Origin of the sequence: Candidatus Propionivibrio aalborgensis, assembly GCF_900089945.1 — a bacterium.
In the GTDB taxonomy this organism is placed as follows: domain Bacteria; phylum Pseudomonadota; class Gammaproteobacteria; order Burkholderiales; family Rhodocyclaceae; genus Propionivibrio; species Propionivibrio aalborgensis.
Genome location: NZ_FLQY01000390.1, coordinates 1 through 16359 on the forward strand (window position 1 = coordinate 1; position 16359 = coordinate 16359).

A 16359-nucleotide genomic window follows, 5' to 3' on the forward strand; every position below is an offset into this window, starting at 1 on the left:
GATCTGGTCGAGGAATCGGGTATCACCGAGCTTGAAGTAACCGAAGGAGAGGAAAGAGTCCGCATAGCCAAGCACTCGACTGCCGCTCCCCAACAGGCTTACACGATGCCGCAAGCGACAACAGTGGCCTTGCCGGCCGCTGGACCCGCCATCGACGCTCCTGCTGACAGCAAAGCACTTAATCTCCCTGAGGGACACGTCATCAAATCGCCGATGGTCGGCACCTTCTATCGCTCGGCCAGCCCTGACTCCGATCCGTTTGTCGAGGTCGGCAGCATAGTCAAATCTGGCGACACACTGTGCATTGTCGAGGCAATGAAACTGCTCAATGAGATTGAATCCGATTGCGCTGGAACGGTGAAGGCCATTCTGGTCGAGAATGGCCAGCCGGTCGAATACGGTGAGCCCCTGTTCATCGTAGCTTAAGGAGAGCCTTCCGCCATGTTCGGAAAAGTCCTCATTGCCAATCGCGGAGAAATCGCACTCCGTATCCAGCGCGCCTGCCGCGAATTGGGTATCAAGACGGTAGTAATTCATTCGGAAGCCGACCGCGAGGCAAAGTACGTAAAGCTCGCCGATGAATCGGTGTGCATAGGCCCTCCTCCGTCCAACCTGAGCTACCTCAACGTGCCTGCCATTATCTCCGCGGCCGAGGTTACTGATTCCGAGGCCATACATCCAGGGTACGGCTTCCTTTCGGAAAACGCCGACTTTGCCGAACGGGTCGAATCCTCCGGCTTCGTTTTCATTGGCCCCCGCCCCGAAACAATCCGTCTCATGGGCGACAAAGTTTCTGCCAAGGACGCCATGAAAGCGGCCGGCGTACCCTGCGTTCCCGGGTCGGAGGGCGCGCTGCCCGATGATGCGAAGGAGATTGTCAAGATTGCCAAGGCTATCGGATATCCAGTAATCATCAAGGCTGCCGGCGGCGGCGGCGGTCGCGGCATGCGTGTGGTGCATACCGAGGCAGCGTTGCTCAATGCGGTTGTGATGACCCGCGCGGAAGCACAAAACTTCTTCGGCAATCCGAACGTCTATATGGAGAAGTTCCTCGAAAATCCTCGTCATGTGGAAATTCAGGTGCTGGCCGACAGCTTTAAGAATGCCGTCTATCTCGGCGAACGCGATTGTTCCATGCAGCGCCGCCATCAGAAGATCATCGAAGAAGCGCCAGCACCCGGCATCCCGCCACGACATGTCGCACGTATCGGCGAGCGTTGTGCCGAGGCCTGCCGCCGCATCAATTATCGTGGCGCCGGCACCTTCGAATTCCTCTACGAGAATGGCGAATTCTATTTCATCGAGATGAATACGCGCATTCAGGTTGAGCATCCGGTGAGTGAGATGATCAGCGGTGTTGACTTGGTACAGGAGCAGATTCAGGTCGCGGCAGGCAAGAAACTACGCTTCAAGCAGCGCGACCTGAGCTTCCGAGGTCACGCGATCGAATGTCGCATTAACGCCGAAGATCCGTTCACGTTCGTGCCATTTCCGGGAAAGATAACGACTTATCACCCGCCTGGCGGCCCCGGCATCCGCGTAGACTCGCACATCTACCAAGGCTATACCGTACCGCAACACTATGACTCGATGGTCGCCAAAGTGATCGCCTATGGCGACACGCGCGATCAGGCGATTCGCCGCATGCGTATTGCTCTGTCTGAAATGAGTATTGAAGGCATAAAGACAAATATCGCTCTCCACCAGGAGTTGATGCTGGATGCCGGCTTCATCAAAGGCGGGATGAACATTCACTACCTGGAGAAGAAACTTGCCGCCAAAGGCGAGGTCAAGAAAAACGACTGAGTCAGCAGAAAATGGCCTGGCTTTCAGTCAGCATCGAAACGGACTGCTCCCACGCGGATGCGCTGGCTGACGCGCTGATTGCGGCCGGCGCGCTTTCGGCCAGCATTGAGGATGCTGATGCCGGGACACCGAACGAAACGCCACAATTCGGTGAGCCTGGCTCACTCACCACGCCCGGATGGGAACGTTCGCGCATCGTCGCCCTGCTTGAACCGGATGCTAATGTTGGGGATCTGGTCGCCGACTGCGCCCGCATCGCCGGATTCGAAATTACGCCTGCCTTCACCCAGAAGAGCATCGCTGAACAAGACTGGGTAACACTCACTCAATCGCAGTTTGATCCAATTCGCGTTTCGGATGGATTGTGGATTGTCCCCTCGTGGCACCAGGCACCCGACCCCAGCGCCATCATTCTGGTGCTCGACCCAGGCATGGCCTTTGGCACCGGGTCGCATCCAACCACCCGCCTTTGCCTCGAATGGCTTGAAAATTCGGTTACTCCTGGCGTGTCGGTTCTTGATTACGGCTGCGGTTCAGGTATTCTGGCCCTTGCGGCAAGCAAACTCGGCGCCAGTAAAGTAGTCGGTGTCGATATTGATCTACAGGCCGTCAGCGCGGCGAAAAGCAATGCGGAACGTAACGAAGTCAGCGCTCGCTTCGTCGATTCAGCAGAGGAAATCAGGGGGCAGTTTGATATCGTGGTTGCCAATATTCTCTCCAACCCCTTAATGGCGCTGGCGCCCGCGATCTGTTCGCACGTGTGCCCCGGTGGCAAACTGGCACTCTCCGGCATTCTTGCAGAACAGGCAGAAAAACTGATCGCGAGCTATGCGCCTTACCTGCAGCTCGACGTCGCCGATACGCGCGACGGCTGGGTTTGTCTGACTGGAATCAATATCTAGGCAATGAAGACTCGCTGCCCCGTCTGCCAAACGACCTTCCGGGTCACCCCGGAGCAACTGAAGGTGCGCGCCGGGAATGTTCGCTGCGGTCAATGTCATGCCGTGTTCAATGCTCTCGATGGTTTGCTCGATGAGGTAGGCCCTTCTGCACCCTCCTCACAGCAACCCGAGAGTACAGAAACGTTCTTCGATGACGCATTTCTGTCGCGGGACACTCCTGACAATACCGAGGCTGGAAGCGATTACGTCGCCGACATGCAGCTCGAAGAACCCTCCGTCGCAGATAACGTAGAACCGCCTGCCGGGAGCGAGACGGAACCTGTACCCGGCGAAGAAGAGATCCCACTCGACGAAACCGCCGCGCAGGAGCTGGGCAAAGCAACCGGGCTCATTCTGCCACGCGAGACGACTGAAATTCCCGGCTACAGCAAATGGGCCGAAGGCGCGATGTTTGGCCCGGTCTCGGTGCCGGGCGAAAAGGCGCCCCGCTGGCCTTTCGTTCTCGCTTCGCTGCTGTTGGTGCTGGCGCTTGTCGGGCAGATCGTGTTCCGTTTCCGCAGCGAGATCGCTGTCACTTCGCCCAGCCTTCGCCCGATGCTTGAGGCCATCAGTGGCGCGTTCGACTCAAGCCTTCCTTTGCCGCGCCACATTGAACTGATGAGTATTGAAACATCAGATCTCCAGACTGACCCGGCGCACGGCGATCTGCTCATCCTGAACGCAACGCTGCGCAACCGGGCCAACTACGTGCAAGCGTATCCTTCACTTGAACTCTCGCTTACCGATACGCAAGATGCCGCAATCGCGCGCCGCGTTTTTTCACCTGGAGAGTACCTTTCTCCCAAAATACCGGCTGACCAACCCTTTGCGGCAAATGCCGATGTCGCCGTACGTCTGTGGATCGAAGTGAAAGAGATCAGCGCCGCTGGCTATCGTCTTTACGTCTTCTACCCCTGATCAGGCTTGCAATTGTTGCCTCCGCTGCAGTCCGCGAGACCCCGAAGCCGGGTGCTATAATTTCGCGGTCCAACTCCTTTAGCATTATCAACAACCCTATGACCACGCTCATCTGCGGCTCCATCGCGTACGACAACATCATGGTTTTTCATGATCGTTTCAAGAACCATATTTTGCCGGAGCAAATCCACATTTTGAATGTCGCATTTTTGGTACCCGAAATGCGCCGTGAGTTCGGAGGGTGTGCAGGAAACATTGCCTACAATCTTAAGTTGCTGGGTGGTGAGCCGCTGATCATGGCCACCGTTGGCGATGACGCTGATTCCTATCTCCTTCGACTGGACGACCTGGGGATTTCTCGCTCTCACGTGCGCCGCATCGCCGGAAGCTTTACCGCGCAGGCATTCATTACAACGGATCTGGACGACAATCAGATTACCGCTTTCCACCCCGGCGCCATGAGCTTCTCGCACCTCAACAAAGTTTCCGATGCCAAAGGTGCGACGCTGGGCATCGTTGCTCCTGACGGACGAGACGGGATGCTTAAACATGCCAATGATCTGGTTGCTGCCGGAATCCCGTTCGTTTTTGACCCGGGACAGGGACTGCCCATGTTCTCGGGCGAGGAACTGCTGCAGTTCATGCGGCTCGCGGAATACGCCTGTTTCAACGACTACGAAGCGAAACTGCTGTGCGATAGAACCGGCCGTTCGATTGAACAGCTTGCTGACGAGGTCTGTGCCCTGATCGTTACCCGCGGTAGCGAAGGCTCGCTTATTTTTGCTGAAGGGCAACGCCACGAGATTCCCTGCGTCAAAGCCGATGCATTGATCGACCCCACCGGTTGTGGCGACGCCTATCGTTCAGGCCTGCTCTATGGCATTTCCGAGGCCTGGGACTGGGTAAAAACGGGGCGGATGGCGGCGCTGATGGGGGCCATCAAAATAGGTCATCGCGGAGGGCAGAACCATCGCCCGAGTCGTGAAGAAATCGCCATACGCTACGAAGCAGCCTTCGGCAAGGCGCCTTGGTAATGAGGGCGAAAATGGACAAGCTTAAAGTACTCGCGGTACTACTGGTTTCGCTGGTGCTGGCAGGATGTGCGAGCAGCAAGTCGGGCGATGTTTACTCTCGCGATCAGACGCGGCGCGAGATGATCGTCCGCACTGGAGTAGTCGAAAGCGTGCGTGAAGTCACCATGGAAGGCACACAGTCTGGCGCCGGAACATTGGCCGGCGCTGCCGTCGGCGGCGTTGCCGGCAGCACGGTAGGAGGCGGCAAGGGACAGATCGTCGGCGCCATCATCGGCGCGGTGCTTGGCGGCATGGCAGGCACCGCCATCGAAGAGAACGCCACCAAGAAGAACGCGCTGGAGATTACGGTCAGCCTCGACAATGGCACGTTGATCGCAGTGGTTCAGGAGATGGGTGAATTCTTTCATCCGGGCGAACGCGTTCGCGTCCTGAGTGGCAGCGGTTCAACGCGGGTTACCCATTAACCTGCTGCTTTGATGACCAAAGCCGGCCCGACGCCCTATCCGATCCGTTGTTTTCGCTGCCTTAGACTGCTGCTCCACCTGGTGTGGATTGGTATCGGCACGTTTATTTTCTACCCGCTGATTGGCGAAAAACGGCGAGCATTCCTGAAACAACGTTGGTCGCACCAGATACTGAAGATTCTTTCCGTCCATCTTGAGACACTGCCGACCGATGCACCTCACGGCAGCCTGATCGTCGCCAATCACATTTCCTGGCTGGACATCTTTGCTGTTTATGCCCTGCGCCCGGTCGCCTTCATTTCCAAGGCAGAGATACGCCAGTGGCCATTCTTTGGCTGGCTGGCGAAACAGAATGACACGGTATTCCTGCGCAGGGGGAGCCGCGGTCATGCCCGGATAGTGAATGCCGAAATAGACGCCTTGCTCAATACCGGCATGGATGTCGCCATCTTCCCGGAAGGAACCACGACCGACGGAACTCACATGCTGGGTTTTCACGCGGCTCTGTTGCAGCCGGCGATCGAAACAGGGCGACCGGTTCTGCCCTTGGCGATCTCATACCACGATGCAGATGGGCGCGTCAGTCTGGCGCCTTCGTTTGCCGGAGACACGACGCTGGCACAATGCTTTTCAGCCATTCTTGCCAAGCGCTCACTGACGGTTCTCCTGATTCCGGCACCCGTAATCGACTCCACGAAGCTTCATCGCCGCGAATTGGCCAAAGTGGCGCACACTGCCATCGCCATCAAGCTCGGATTTCTTTCTTCGAACAATCCACCTGAAAAACTGCCCGGTCCTCAAAGCGGATAGCCGACAGCGAACCACCCCACAGGCAGCCGGAATCCAGCGCCATCAAGTTGGTCGTGACCTTCAAGCCCAGCGCCGACCAGTGGCCGGTGACCAGAACGGCATCCGCGCTGCGCCGGCCCGGCACCTGAAACCACGGCATGCAGCCGGCTGGCGCCTTGGCAACCTCGCCCTTGAACCGGAAATCCATGGCACCGTCGGGCGAGCAGAAGCGCATGCGCGTCATGGCGTTGACGATCACGCGCAGGCGCGGCCAGCCTTCGAGCTCATTCCGCCATGAAGCGGGTTCACTACCCCACATTTGCGACATGAATTCACGCCAATCGGCTGCCGTCAGTGCCGCCTCGACTTCGGCAGCCAAAGACCGCGCTTCGGAGGCCGTCCATTGCGGCAGCAATCCAGCGTGCACCATGCAGTACTGGTTTTCGACATGGCACAACGGCCGGTGCCGAAGCCAGCCAAGTAGTTCGTCGCGGTCCGGAGCGGCCAGAATCTCATCGAAGGTGTCACCCTTACCGCGCTTCCCGAACCCCTCGGCAGCCATCAATAGCGAAAGGTCGTGGTTGCCCAGAACGGCGACCGCCGTTGGCCCGAGATCGCGCACGAAACGCAGCGTCTCCAACGAGCGCGGACCCCGATTGACGAGATCGCCAACCAGCCACAGCCGATCATGCTTCGGGTCGAACGCGCACCGCTCAAGCAGGCGCATAAAAGAATCGAAACAACCCTGAATGTCACCGATTGCGTAGGTTGCCAACCCATTCTCCCCGTGTAGTCGTACAGAATCCAGCACCTGTCGCACAAAAGATCAACCGCATCTGTCGCAAAGCAAACCTCCTGACAATCATTGGTGTCGACAAGTCGCTGAAAGGTCCATTTCAGAATCATAGACGCTGGTACGTACATCCAGCAGCCCGAGTACCGAGTGAAACAGATTGTCGTGAGATGCCGGCAAGCTGGAGCGCTGGCGCAAACAGTCCGTATCCAGCGAAAAGCTCTTGGCAAAGCCGGGGGAGAACCACATCACCATCGGCACCTCGGTCTGCACCTTGGGCGCAATCGAGTACGGCACTCCGTGCAGATACAAGCCGTTTTCTCCGAGCGATTCGCCATGGTCGGAAAGGTAGATCATCGCCGTGTGGTATTTTCGATCTTGCTTCGTCAGGAAGGCAATCGTCTGCGCCAGCATATGATCCGTATAGAGCAAAGCATTGTCGTAGGTATTGACGATCGCCTCCTGGGAACACTTGGCCAAATCTGCCGAATCGCACGTCGGCTCGTACTTTCTGAAAGCGGGTGGATAGCGTTTGAAATAGGCGGGGCCATGGTTGCCGAGCTGATGCAGCACGAGCACCAGACTGCCCTTGCTGTCAGCCAGCACTTGATCGAGCCCGTGCAATAGAATTTCGTCCAGACAACGATCCCCGTCGCACCATTCAGGCACTTTGGAGTTGCCAAGCTTGTCTTCCTCGACCCCTTCGCAGACGCCCTTGCAGCCGGATTGATTGTCCCGCCAGATCACCCGGAAGTCCGCCCGGGCCAGCACGTTGAGCAGCGATTCACTTCCACGAATCTTGCCTTCATCGTAGTTGCGTCTTCCGTATACCGAGAACAGACAGGGGACCGAAACTTCCGTGTTCGTGCCGCAGCTTGTCACCTGACTGAAGTTGATGACACCGAGACGCGCCAATTCCGGGGTAGTCTGGCGTGCATAACCCGACAATCCCCAGTTGGCGGTGCGCGCTGTTTCGCCAACGACGATGACGACCAGCGCCGGTTTTTCCCGCTGCCGCCAACTTTCCGCCCGAGTCGCATCAAGACCGATCTGCAGGCGCGGGCGGCCTGCTGTGCTTGCGTCCGCACTAATCACCCGAACCAGCGAATAGAGGTAATTGGCGGGCGTAATGAGGTAGCGTATCTCCTTGTTGTTGCGCATCAGCGGCGCCACATCCTGAAACACGGCCAGCAGCGCTCCCGCGACAAGTAGAACAGCAACGAACACGGTAAGCAGACGAATTAGCAATGCGCGCCAGAAGGAATCAAGGCGCAAACGGATACGCCATAACACCAGCAAGGGCAGCACCGCGAGAACCAGCAGACTCGGCAGCATTCCAGGGTTGAGCAATTCTCCTGCTTCCTTTGTATCGGTACGCAGAACATTGCGCAGCATGCTCGGATCGAGGAATACGGTGAACGTGCCCATGTAGTACGTCGCAAAGGCGGTGACCACGATGATCAGCCCGAGCAAGGGCTTTGCCGTCCAGCGGTTGAGAAGCAAGCAAAGCAAAATGAAATGTATCGATGTCACCGCAGTGAACAAGCCGGCGGCGAATAACCAGGTCGCTGGTTGCGACAGCGCGCGCCCGGCAAGTGAGGCTTCCCAGAACGATCCATTGCAGGCTACCGAGAAGAATACACTGGCGATCAGCGCCAGAGTTTCGACGCGCAGGCTCGGTCGCCACTGACGCCATCGCGCCAAAGCCGCTGCAAGTATTGTCATTCGCCGGACCAAACCGAGGGTGAATTATTTGAAGAAGGGTGAGAGTATAACTTCCCGATCAGGCGTAAGCTTGCTGCGCTGCTCCTCACTAGCGGAGCATCGGAGCGACTACTGCACCTAAAAAGCGATTGAGGTAGAATCGCACGGTTTTTCGATGAACGGCATGATCGTACGGTGTCGGAGTGACAAGCGCGAGACAATCACGCGTCAAGCCACTGTACCGATCGGTGAAACCGCAATTTTGCACCTCTCTGCACCTCTCTTTTCTATTAAGGATCAAACCATGAGCACCTTGGCAGGACAACTACAGAAAATGGAAGCGCACAATTCGATTTTCGAATCGGCCGTGCGTCAATTGCCACTCCCCGTTTGTGCCGCATTCGGGGCAGCGGACGGGCCACAGGCCGTCAGTTTCGCCAACAGTTCTCGCGTATTGAGCACCAAGGATAGTGACAGCGTCGCCAAGAGCTTCCCGAACTCGGTGCAGGCTTCGGGCAATGTCGTCCTCTCATCTGCCGGCGCAAATACGAAGGCGGCGCAGGGCAAACGCGTTGCTGTTCTGTTTTCCGGCGGCCCCGCTTCCGGCGGCCACAATGTGGTCTGTGGCATCAAGCGCGTACTCGGCAAGGGCAACACCCTGTTCGGCGTCAAGCCCGGCCCCAAGGGTTTGCTACTGGGCAACCTGTTCGAGATCACCGATGCCGATGTTGGCAACGTCATCAACACTGGCGGTTTTGACTTCCTCGGAACCGATCGGACCAAGATCAAGAGTGACGATCAGTTTGCACAAGTCAAGGCTACCTGCGTCAAGCACAACCTCGACGCCATCGTCGTCATCGGGGGCGACGACTCCAACACCAATGCGGCCGTGCTTGCCGAATTCCTGTTCAAGGGCGTCAAGGCCGACGGCTCCGGCGTGCAAGTCATCGGCGTGCCGAAAACCATCGACGGCGACCTGCAAATCGGCGACCTGTTGCCGATTTCCTTTGGCTTTGACACGGCCACCAAGATTTACAGCGAAATGGTCGGCAATATTCTGCAGGACACCCGCTCCTCGCTGAAGTATTGGCACTTCATCAAGCTGATGGGCCGCTCTGCCTCGCACGTGGCCATCGAAGTGGCGCTGCAAACCAAACCGGCCGTCACTATCATTTCAGAAGAAGTCGCGGAGAAGAAACAGTCGCTGGCATCCATCGTCGAGCAGATCGCCCAGACCGTGGTGCTGCGCTCCGGCAAGGGCATGAATCACGGCGTAGTCCTCATCCCCGAAGGACTGATCGAATTCATACCCGAGATGAATACGCTCATCGCCGAACTCAACGATGCGCTGGCGCACGATACGGCCGAGTTCGCCGCACTGGCCGACGACGCCAAGTCAGCCTTCGTTCAAGGAAAGCTGTCTGCCGACAATGCCCGCCTGCTGGCCTCGTTGCCCGACTACGTTGTCAGGAAGCTGCTCGCCGACCGCGACTCGCACGGCAATCTGCAGGTTTCGCTGATTCCCACCGAGCAGCTGCTGGTGGATATGGTCAAGGCACGCGTCAAGATCATCGACGCCAAGGTACCCTTCGACGCACATTGCCACTTCCTCGGCTACGAGGGCCGTTGCGGCGCGCCGACCCTGTTCGACGCAGCTTACACCTACAACCTCGGCCTCACCGCCGGCTCGCTGATCCTCGACGGACGTACCGGTTACATGGCGACCATCACCGGCCTCACCTCCGGTGGTTCGCCGCAGGCGATCCCGCTGACCGGCCTGCTCAACATCGAGCGCCGTCATGGTCAGGACGAGTTCGTCATCGAGAAGGCGCTGGTCAAGATGGATTCACCCGCGATGACATACTTCGTTTCGCGCCGCGCCGACTGGTCCGCTGACGATCTGTTCTCCTCACCCGGCCCGCGCCAGTTGTGGGGCACATCCGCGTACCAGCAGCCGATCAGCGTAGCGCTCAATTCCGGATCCGGATCGCTGGCGTTCAAGATCGGCTGATCCGGCTGCTTCTGCTTCACCTCGCTCAAAGGCCACACGTTTTACGTGTGGCCTTTTTTGTTTATGGCAGGCCGCGCTTCTTGCTATGATTATTCACGTCCGGGCCAATACCCGCGAGGGACATGCAGATGACCGATTCGGAAGTACTTGCGCAGCAACTTGCCAGAGTCGCACTGGGCGACAAGGTGGCATTTCGCCAGGTCTATGAAATGACTTCCACGCATCTGTTCGGCATCGCACTTCGTATCTTGCGTCGGCGTGATGCGGCCGAGGATGTCTTGCAGGATGCCTTTGTCAACGTCTGGCACCACGCTGGCGTCTACAGTGCGTCGACTAGCCAACCAATGACCTGGCTGATCAGCATCGTGCGCAACAAGTCTTTGGACGTCGCGCGTAGCGCACCTGTGCGACGCGAAACGGCGTTGGTGCAGAACGAGGCAGGGAACTATCGCGATATTGCAGACGAACGCCCAGATCCGCTGGAATTGCTGATGCAGGCGACGCAGTCGCTGGCCATCCAGGACTGCATGCAGGCTCTTGACGTGGCGCAGCGTCAAAGCCTGGCGCTGGCGTATTACCATGGCCTCTCGCACAGCGAAGTGGCAGAGCGGATACACGCACCTCTGGGCACGGTGAAATCCTGGGTGCGTCGCGGACTGGAGCGCCTGAAGCACTGCATGGAGAGCAGGGAATGAATTACGACCGGCCGGCATTGTTGGAGAGCCTGGCGTCCGAGTATGTGCTCGGCACCTTGCGCGGCCCGGCGCGCCGTCGTTTCGAGCGCATCCTGGCTTCCCTGCACAATGCGCGCATGGCTGTTGCCGCCTGGGAATCAAGACTGCATCCCTTGGCCCAATCGGTGCCGGAGTCGGCGCCTTCGGTGCAAGTGTGGAAGAAGATCGAGTCGCATATCAATGGTGCCCGTGCGCAACGCACCGCCTCCCGCGCCTGGCGACTGAACTGGTTGCGGCCACTGGGGGGTGTGCTTTCCGGAATCATCATGGGCGTCCTGATCGTCAAGATGGCGCCAAGCGCCTTCTTTCCGATCGAAGCGCAACAGGAGAAAGCGCTGTCGCAAAGTTATGTGGGCCTGCTGCTTGACCAGACAGGAATTCCGTCCTTGCTGGCCAGCACGACGCGCCATGGCAAACGCCTGAAGCTGAAGATGCTAAAACCGATCACGGTACCGGCGGGCCAGGCTCTCACCTTGTGGGCTCTACCACACGATCAGGCGGGAAATGACTTGCCGCCCATGCGCCTGGGCAGTATTCCGTCCGAAGGCAAAGGCGAGCTGATATTGGCCGACACCGCCGAAAAGCTGTTGGCGAACGTATCGCGGCTGGGCGTTTCACTAGAGGCGTCCGGATCACAGCCCGAGGGGCCGAGCGCGTTCGTATTGTCCGGGCATTGCGTGCGGCTCTGGTAATCGCGCCAGAACCGAATCCAAATCCAGATCCCTCAATAAATCCATTCACCGGGTGCATCCATCCGATGGACTGCCCCGTATGTCGTCACACAAGGAGTTGTCATTGCATCGTGGTTTACTTCCTTGTTGTTCTTTCTTGCCGAATCACGGACCAACTTTTGGAGCACATCGAATGAAACGGAATCTCTTTTCACTGACCCTGTTCAGCGCGATCCTCGCGGCTTCTTTATCCGCACAAGCCAATCCCACCATGGAGAAGGGTGGCATCGTGAGCACCAAGGACGGCCGCTCGCTATACACCTTCGACAAGGACAGCAAAGGCCACAGCAATTGCACTGGGGGCTGTGCGACGGCCTGGCCACCTTTCGCAGTCACCGACGCGTCGATGGCCGACGCCAACTTTACGGTGATCAAGCGCGATGATGGGACCTCGCAGTGGGCCTACCAAGGAATGCCGCTGTACCTCTACGCAGGCGATGCCAATCCGGGCGATATGAACGGCGATAACAAGAACGGTGTCTGGCATCTTGTGCGGAACGACATGAAACCAGCCGCGGCGAAACCGAGCAGCGGTTATTGATCCTCGACCTGGGTTGAATTGAGCGTTTCGCTCAATTCAACCCGCAGGCGATCTTCCAGAGCTTGTCTTCCATCGACGGCTCGGAGATCGAATACCATACGAGCGCTTCGTTTTCATCCGAGGCCACTCTGTCGCCGTTGCCCATCGCACCGGTGTAGGAGATCGAGCCCAGATACTTTTCCCCCTTGTCCGCACAGTTGTATGCCGTACGCACAACCGTAGACAGATACGGAGGCCTTCCCGGTTCCTGTTGCGCTTCGCCCCAGCGAACGAGATGGCTCACTTCAGCCGTGCCGCCGCTTTTGCGGACAGTCGCTTTGTCAACGTACACGCGCATCCCGTCGTCGAACTTTTCAATCTCGATCCATTCGGCCAATGCGGCGCTGCTCATTGCCGCGAGTGCCAGGGTCAGTGCGAGTCGTTTTTCCGTTTTCATGAAGTTCGATTGGATCGCGCATCCAGGTACTTTAGCAATGTCGCAAACAACAGCTCGGGTATGAAAGGTTTAATCAGGAAGTCGTCCATCCCCGCATCCAGGCAGCGCATCTTGTCCTCGACAAAAGCATTCGCCGTCATGGCCAGAATGGGAGTATCGCGGTAACCGGGCAACTCGCGAATCCGTCGTGTCGCCTCCAGACCGTCTAGCCTCGGCATCTGCATGTCCATCAGAATCGCAGCGAAGGCCGTCTGACAGGCAAGGGCAATAGCGTCCACACCATCGACCGCAGTGTCTACGTCCAGCCCGGCGGCTTCCAGTTGCAGCCTGGCGATTTCCCTGTTGATCGGCTCGTCGTCGACGACCAGAATGCGCTTCCCCGCATGGCGTTGCCGCAGCGCCATCTCGAAATCGGCGGGGTCTGCCTGTGGCGTGATCATCGCTTCGGCACCTTTCTTCAGACGTGCTGTGAACCAGAAGGTGCTCCCCACACCCGGCGTACTCTCGACGCCTACTTCGCCACCCATCTGTTCGGCGAGTCGCCGCGTGATGGCTAGTCCCAGACCGGTACCGCCATACTTGCGCGTGGTCGAATTGTCGGCCTGCTCGAACGCGCCGAACAGCCGGGACAAAGTCTCGGGCGCAATACCGATACCGGTATCCTCCACCGAGAAACGTACAAGTACGGACTCTGCATCCTCCTCCTGCAGGCTGAGATGCAGAGTCACGTCACCGGTTTCCGTGAACTTGATCGCGTTGGTGGCATAGTTGAGCAGAGCCTGCTGCAGGCGCGTCTGATCGCCCTGCAGATTGGGCGGGAAAGTCACGGTTTTGACTCGCAGGATCAGGCCTTTGGCCCTGACGCGTTCGGACAGTATGGACGTGAGATTGCCCAACAGATTGGTGAGACTCACCGGCGCTTCTTCCAGGACGAATTTCCCGGCCTCGATCTTCGAAAGATCCAGGATGTCGTTGATGATCGACAGCAGGTGCCGGGATGAACTGTCGATGGTATCGAGTCGTTCGGTCTGCTGCGGTGTGAGATCACCGCGCCGCAGAAGATTGGCCATGCCGACGATGGCGTTCATCGGTGTACGGATTTCGTGACTCATGTTGGCCAGAAATGCGCTCTTGGCAATGTTGGCGGCTTCAGCTTTATGTTTCTCAAGCGTGAGTAGCCGATTCGTATTTTCGAGTTCGCTGGTACGCGCGAGAACGCGTTCTTCCAGCTCGGCGTTGAGTCTTCTGACTTCGGCCTCGGCCAACGTACGCTCGGTGATGTCATGGGCGACCGTCAGCAAAATGGGTTCGGGCTCCCGCGTCAGATAGCGCGCCGAAAGCTGCACCGTCCTGATCTGGCCATCGCGGCGGCATAACTGGATTTCAAAATCGTCCACCCGACCATCCCTCAGCAGTACCGACCGCATGGCGGCGCGCTGCTCAGGCTTGACCCACAAGCCAAGTTGCAGTGTATCGCGGCCCAGCACTTCCTCGCGGGCAAATCCCGTTGACTCGCAAAAGGCGTCGCTGCAATCCAGCAGAACGCCGTCTCCGTCCTGCAGCGTCAAGGCATTCGGAATGAGTCTGAACGCGCGGCGAAAGCGCTCCTCACTCTCGAGCAATGCGGTTTCGGACTGCTTCAACACGGAGATGTCACGGGCAATGCCGAACACGCCCTTGATCTTGCCTTCAATCCACAGCGGGCCTTTGGTAGTCAGCATGGGAATATTCATTCCGCCGGCCACGACAGTTTCCTCGTACGTCTCGGTCGCTCCTCTATGCGTCACGCGCCGGTCATCGGCCTGAAAACGCGCGGCGACTTCGGCTGGGAACAGAGTGTAATCGTCTGCGCCAAGAATTTCGGCCATCGGTCGCCCGAGCAAATCCGCCAATCCGTGATTGCCGATGATATAGCGTCCCTCGGCATCCTTGACGAAGATCGCGTCCGTGCTGCCTTCCACCAGCGCATTCAGCGTGGAGTGCAGTCGCTTCAGCTCCGCTTCCTCGCTCACGCGTTCAGTGACGTCCTGCAGGATGCCAAACAGCGCGACGGGCTTGCCCGAATCATCGCGTTCTACTTGCACACGAACCCGAACCGTCCTCTCCTCTCCCTCTGGACGGATGAGGCGATACAGTAACTCGCCAGCCGGCTCGCCAGGCCCGCTTGCAAGCAAGCGCGCGAGGTAGGAGTCATGCTGTTCCCGGTCTTCGGGGTGGACATGGTCGAGAAGCCAGTCGTAACTTATTTGCCGGGATTGCGGCGCCAGGCCGAAAATGCGATAGAGCTCATCCGACCACTGAATGTCGCCGTCGGCGACCCGGTATCGCCAGTGGCCCACCTGAGCGATAGCCTCTGCTTCCCGCAACCGGTTGGCGCTTGCCGCCAGTTCGTTCACGCGCTTGGCCAACTCGCGCTTCAGTTGGCGGTTCCACAGCAGCACGACGCAATAGCCCGCCAGCGACAAGCCGATCAGTCCGAGCAACCAGGGAAACAGGAGAGCGGCCAGGGTGGGCTTGCCCAGCAGTTGGATTTCATCGACCTGAACGGGCAGCCAACGGTGCCAGATTTCCGTGCGCTGTCGAGCGGGCATCGCGTCGAGCGCCTTGTCGAGAAGGTGGGCCAGTTGCGGCCAATCCTTGCGCACTCCGATGCGTTGGCCATTAACGGCCATGTCGAAGGCGGCATTGACCTTGAGATTGGAGATACCGTACTTGTTCGCAAGAAAAGTGTTCACGCCGAGTACGCCGACATAGGCGTCCGCTGCATTCGACGCAACCGCCCGCAGGCCGTCGATTGGCGTGGCGACATAGAACGGCTTGATTGCCGGATACAAGGCCATGACCTGCTTGCTGGACGCATAGCCCGACACCAGGCTCAGGCGTAAACTCTCTAGTTGTTTCAGTGCGCTCAACGGCTCGGCGTCAGCGCGTGTCATGACGACCAGTGGGGTCGGCAGGTAGATATCGGTGAATTCGAGAAAAGCCTCCCTTTCCGGCAGGCGCACTACGGTAGCCACGCCATCGATACGCTGCTGTTGCACAGCCTCCATGAGTTGGGGCCATTCAAGATTGCTGATGATCTCGAAGCGAAGGCCAAGTGCCCGCTCGAAGCAGGTCAGGAAATCGCGCACCGCCCCGCGCAATTCTCCTTGTTCATCAAGGAAAGAATAGGGGCCGTAATTCGGGTCGATACCCAAGCGAACCACAGGATGCGCGGCCAGCCAGTCTGTTTCCGCAGGGGATAGAGTCAGTGGTTTCGGAGCAGCGCCATCATCTGCCTGAACGGGACAGGCGGCCATCAAAAACAGCGCACTCAGCAAAACGTACAGCCATGCGCGCGCCATATCTCCAATGCCGTGGTGCTTGGCGCGAATCGGCCGCTGACCTGGATCAATCACCCAATGTCCCTCCATGCCGGCCTTGCCCCCTATTGCTTGCGTAATCCAGAACACGGAAT

The 16359-nt window shown here is 58.3% G+C and carries 15 protein-coding genes; 11 read left to right on the forward strand and 4 right to left on the reverse strand.

The genetic code is table 11. From position 1 onward, the window contains the following. The 7 genes from accB to PROAA_RS17545 form a co-directional block, all read left to right on the forward strand. Positions 1 to 426: acetyl-CoA carboxylase biotin carboxyl carrier protein (accB, locus tag PROAA_RS17515; RefSeq protein ID WP_186412577.1), on the forward strand; the 426-nt coding region annotated here is incomplete at its 5' end. A gap of 15 nt (positions 427 to 441) precedes the next feature. Next, positions 442 to 1806: an acetyl-CoA carboxylase biotin carboxylase subunit gene (gene accC, locus PROAA_RS17520; protein ID WP_186412578.1), complete on the forward strand. Its 1365-nt coding sequence runs from the start codon at positions 442 to 444 to the stop codon at positions 1804 to 1806. Positions 1807 to 1817: 11 nt separating this feature from the next. Then, positions 1818 to 2708: a 50S ribosomal protein L11 methyltransferase gene (gene prmA, locus PROAA_RS17525; protein WP_186412579.1), complete on the forward strand. Its 891-nt coding sequence runs from the start codon at positions 1818 to 1820 to the stop codon at positions 2706 to 2708. A 3-nt stretch (positions 2709 to 2711) separates the two neighbouring features. After that, positions 2712 to 3665 (forward strand): DUF3426 domain-containing protein, encoded by a 954-nt coding sequence (locus PROAA_RS17530; protein ID WP_186412580.1) that lies wholly within the window; start codon positions 2712 to 2714, stop codon positions 3663 to 3665. Positions 3666 to 3763: 98 nt separating this feature from the next. Then, positions 3764 to 4699, forward strand: a complete 936-nt coding sequence (locus tag PROAA_RS17535; RefSeq protein WP_186412591.1) for a carbohydrate kinase family protein — start codon at positions 3764 to 3766, stop codon at positions 4697 to 4699. Positions 4700 to 4710: 11 nt separating this feature from the next. Continuing rightward, positions 4711 to 5163, forward strand: coding sequence for an outer membrane lipoprotein (locus tag PROAA_RS17540; RefSeq protein ID WP_186412581.1), 453 nt, complete (start codon positions 4711 to 4713; stop codon positions 5161 to 5163). 12 nt (positions 5164 to 5175) lie between these two features. Continuing rightward, a complete protein-coding gene (locus PROAA_RS17545; protein ID WP_186412582.1) occupies positions 5176 to 5973 on the forward strand; it encodes a lysophospholipid acyltransferase family protein in 798 nt (265 codons plus the stop codon). On the opposite strand, the gene PROAA_RS17550 is transcribed toward PROAA_RS17545, so the two are convergent. Continuing rightward, positions 5909 to 6727 (reverse strand): symmetrical bis(5'-nucleosyl)-tetraphosphatase, encoded by an 819-nt coding sequence (locus PROAA_RS17550; protein WP_186412583.1) that lies wholly within the window; start codon positions 6725 to 6727, stop codon positions 5909 to 5911. The genes PROAA_RS17545 and PROAA_RS17550 overlap by 65 nt on opposite strands. 87 nt (positions 6728 to 6814) lie before the next feature. Beyond that, complete coding sequence (locus tag PROAA_RS17555; RefSeq protein ID WP_186412584.1) at positions 6815 to 8470, reverse strand: phosphoethanolamine transferase; 1656 nt, start codon at positions 8468 to 8470, stop codon at positions 6815 to 6817. 283 nt (positions 8471 to 8753) lie between these two features. On the opposite strand from PROAA_RS17555, the gene PROAA_RS17560 reads away from it, so the two are divergent. The 4 genes from PROAA_RS17560 (at position 8754) to PROAA_RS17575 (ending at position 12466) form a co-directional block, all read left to right on the forward strand. Continuing rightward, entirely contained in the window at positions 8754 to 10460 is a 1707-nt protein-coding gene (locus PROAA_RS17560; RefSeq protein ID WP_186412585.1) for a diphosphate--fructose-6-phosphate 1-phosphotransferase, read from the forward strand. A 128-nt stretch (positions 10461 to 10588) separates the two neighbouring features. Then, complete coding sequence (locus PROAA_RS17565) at positions 10589 to 11155, forward strand: sigma-70 family RNA polymerase sigma factor (RefSeq protein WP_186412586.1); 567 nt, start codon at positions 10589 to 10591, stop codon at positions 11153 to 11155. Continuing rightward, the gene (locus PROAA_RS17570) at positions 11152 to 11886 is read left to right on the forward strand and encodes an anti-sigma factor (protein ID WP_186412587.1); all 735 of its coding nucleotides are present in this window, start codon (positions 11152 to 11154) and stop codon (positions 11884 to 11886) included. The genes PROAA_RS17565 and PROAA_RS17570 overlap by 4 nt, the downstream gene beginning before the upstream one ends. Before the next feature lie 172 nt (positions 11887 to 12058). Next, the gene (locus PROAA_RS17575) at positions 12059 to 12466 is read left to right on the forward strand and encodes a COG4315 family predicted lipoprotein (RefSeq protein ID WP_186412588.1); all 408 of its coding nucleotides are present in this window, start codon (positions 12059 to 12061) and stop codon (positions 12464 to 12466) included. A 31-nt stretch (positions 12467 to 12497) separates the two neighbouring features. Here the strand turns inward: PROAA_RS17575 and PROAA_RS17580 are convergent, their stop codons facing one another. Together PROAA_RS17580 and PROAA_RS17585 are read right to left on the reverse strand one after the other, a co-directional pair. Continuing rightward, complete coding sequence (locus tag PROAA_RS17580; protein WP_186412589.1) at positions 12498 to 12902, reverse strand: surface-adhesin E family protein; 405 nt, start codon at positions 12900 to 12902, stop codon at positions 12498 to 12500. Beyond that, positions 12899 to 16359: PAS domain S-box protein (locus PROAA_RS17585; protein ID WP_222102348.1), on the reverse strand; the 3461-nt coding region annotated here is incomplete at its 5' end. The genes PROAA_RS17580 and PROAA_RS17585, both read right to left, overlap by 4 nt.

What these genes read in the sequence shown, in the direction of transcription:
- accC (WP_186412578.1), top strand. Translation starts at nt 442, where the DNA reads ATGTTCGGAAAAGTCCTCATTGCCAATCGCGGAGAAATCGCACTCCGT.
- prmA (WP_186412579.1), top strand. Translation starts at nt 1,818, where the DNA reads ATGGCCTGGCTTTCAGTCAGCATCGAAACGGACTGCTCCCACGCGGAT.
- PROAA_RS17530 (WP_186412580.1), top strand. Translation starts at nt 2,712, where the DNA reads ATGAAGACTCGCTGCCCCGTCTGCCAAACGACCTTCCGGGTCACCCCG.
- PROAA_RS17535 (WP_186412591.1), top strand. Translation starts at nt 3,764, where the DNA reads ATGACCACGCTCATCTGCGGCTCCATCGCGTACGACAACATCATGGTT.
- PROAA_RS17540 (WP_186412581.1), top strand. Translation starts at nt 4,711, where the DNA reads ATGGACAAGCTTAAAGTACTCGCGGTACTACTGGTTTCGCTGGTGCTG.
- PROAA_RS17545 (WP_186412582.1), top strand. Translation starts at nt 5,176, where the DNA reads ATGACCAAAGCCGGCCCGACGCCCTATCCGATCCGTTGTTTTCGCTGC.
- PROAA_RS17555 (WP_186412584.1), bottom strand. Translation starts at nt 8,470, where the DNA reads ATGACAATACTTGCAGCGGCTTTGGCGCGATGGCGTCAGTGGCGACCG.
- PROAA_RS17560 (WP_186412585.1), top strand. Translation starts at nt 8,754, where the DNA reads ATGAGCACCTTGGCAGGACAACTACAGAAAATGGAAGCGCACAATTCG.
- PROAA_RS17565 (WP_186412586.1), top strand. Translation starts at nt 10,589, where the DNA reads ATGACCGATTCGGAAGTACTTGCGCAGCAACTTGCCAGAGTCGCACTG.
- PROAA_RS17570 (WP_186412587.1), top strand. Translation starts at nt 11,152, where the DNA reads ATGAATTACGACCGGCCGGCATTGTTGGAGAGCCTGGCGTCCGAGTAT.
- PROAA_RS17575 (WP_186412588.1), top strand. Translation starts at nt 12,059, where the DNA reads ATGAAACGGAATCTCTTTTCACTGACCCTGTTCAGCGCGATCCTCGCG.
- PROAA_RS17580 (WP_186412589.1), bottom strand. Translation starts at nt 12,902, where the DNA reads ATGAAAACGGAAAAACGACTCGCACTGACCCTGGCACTCGCGGCAATG.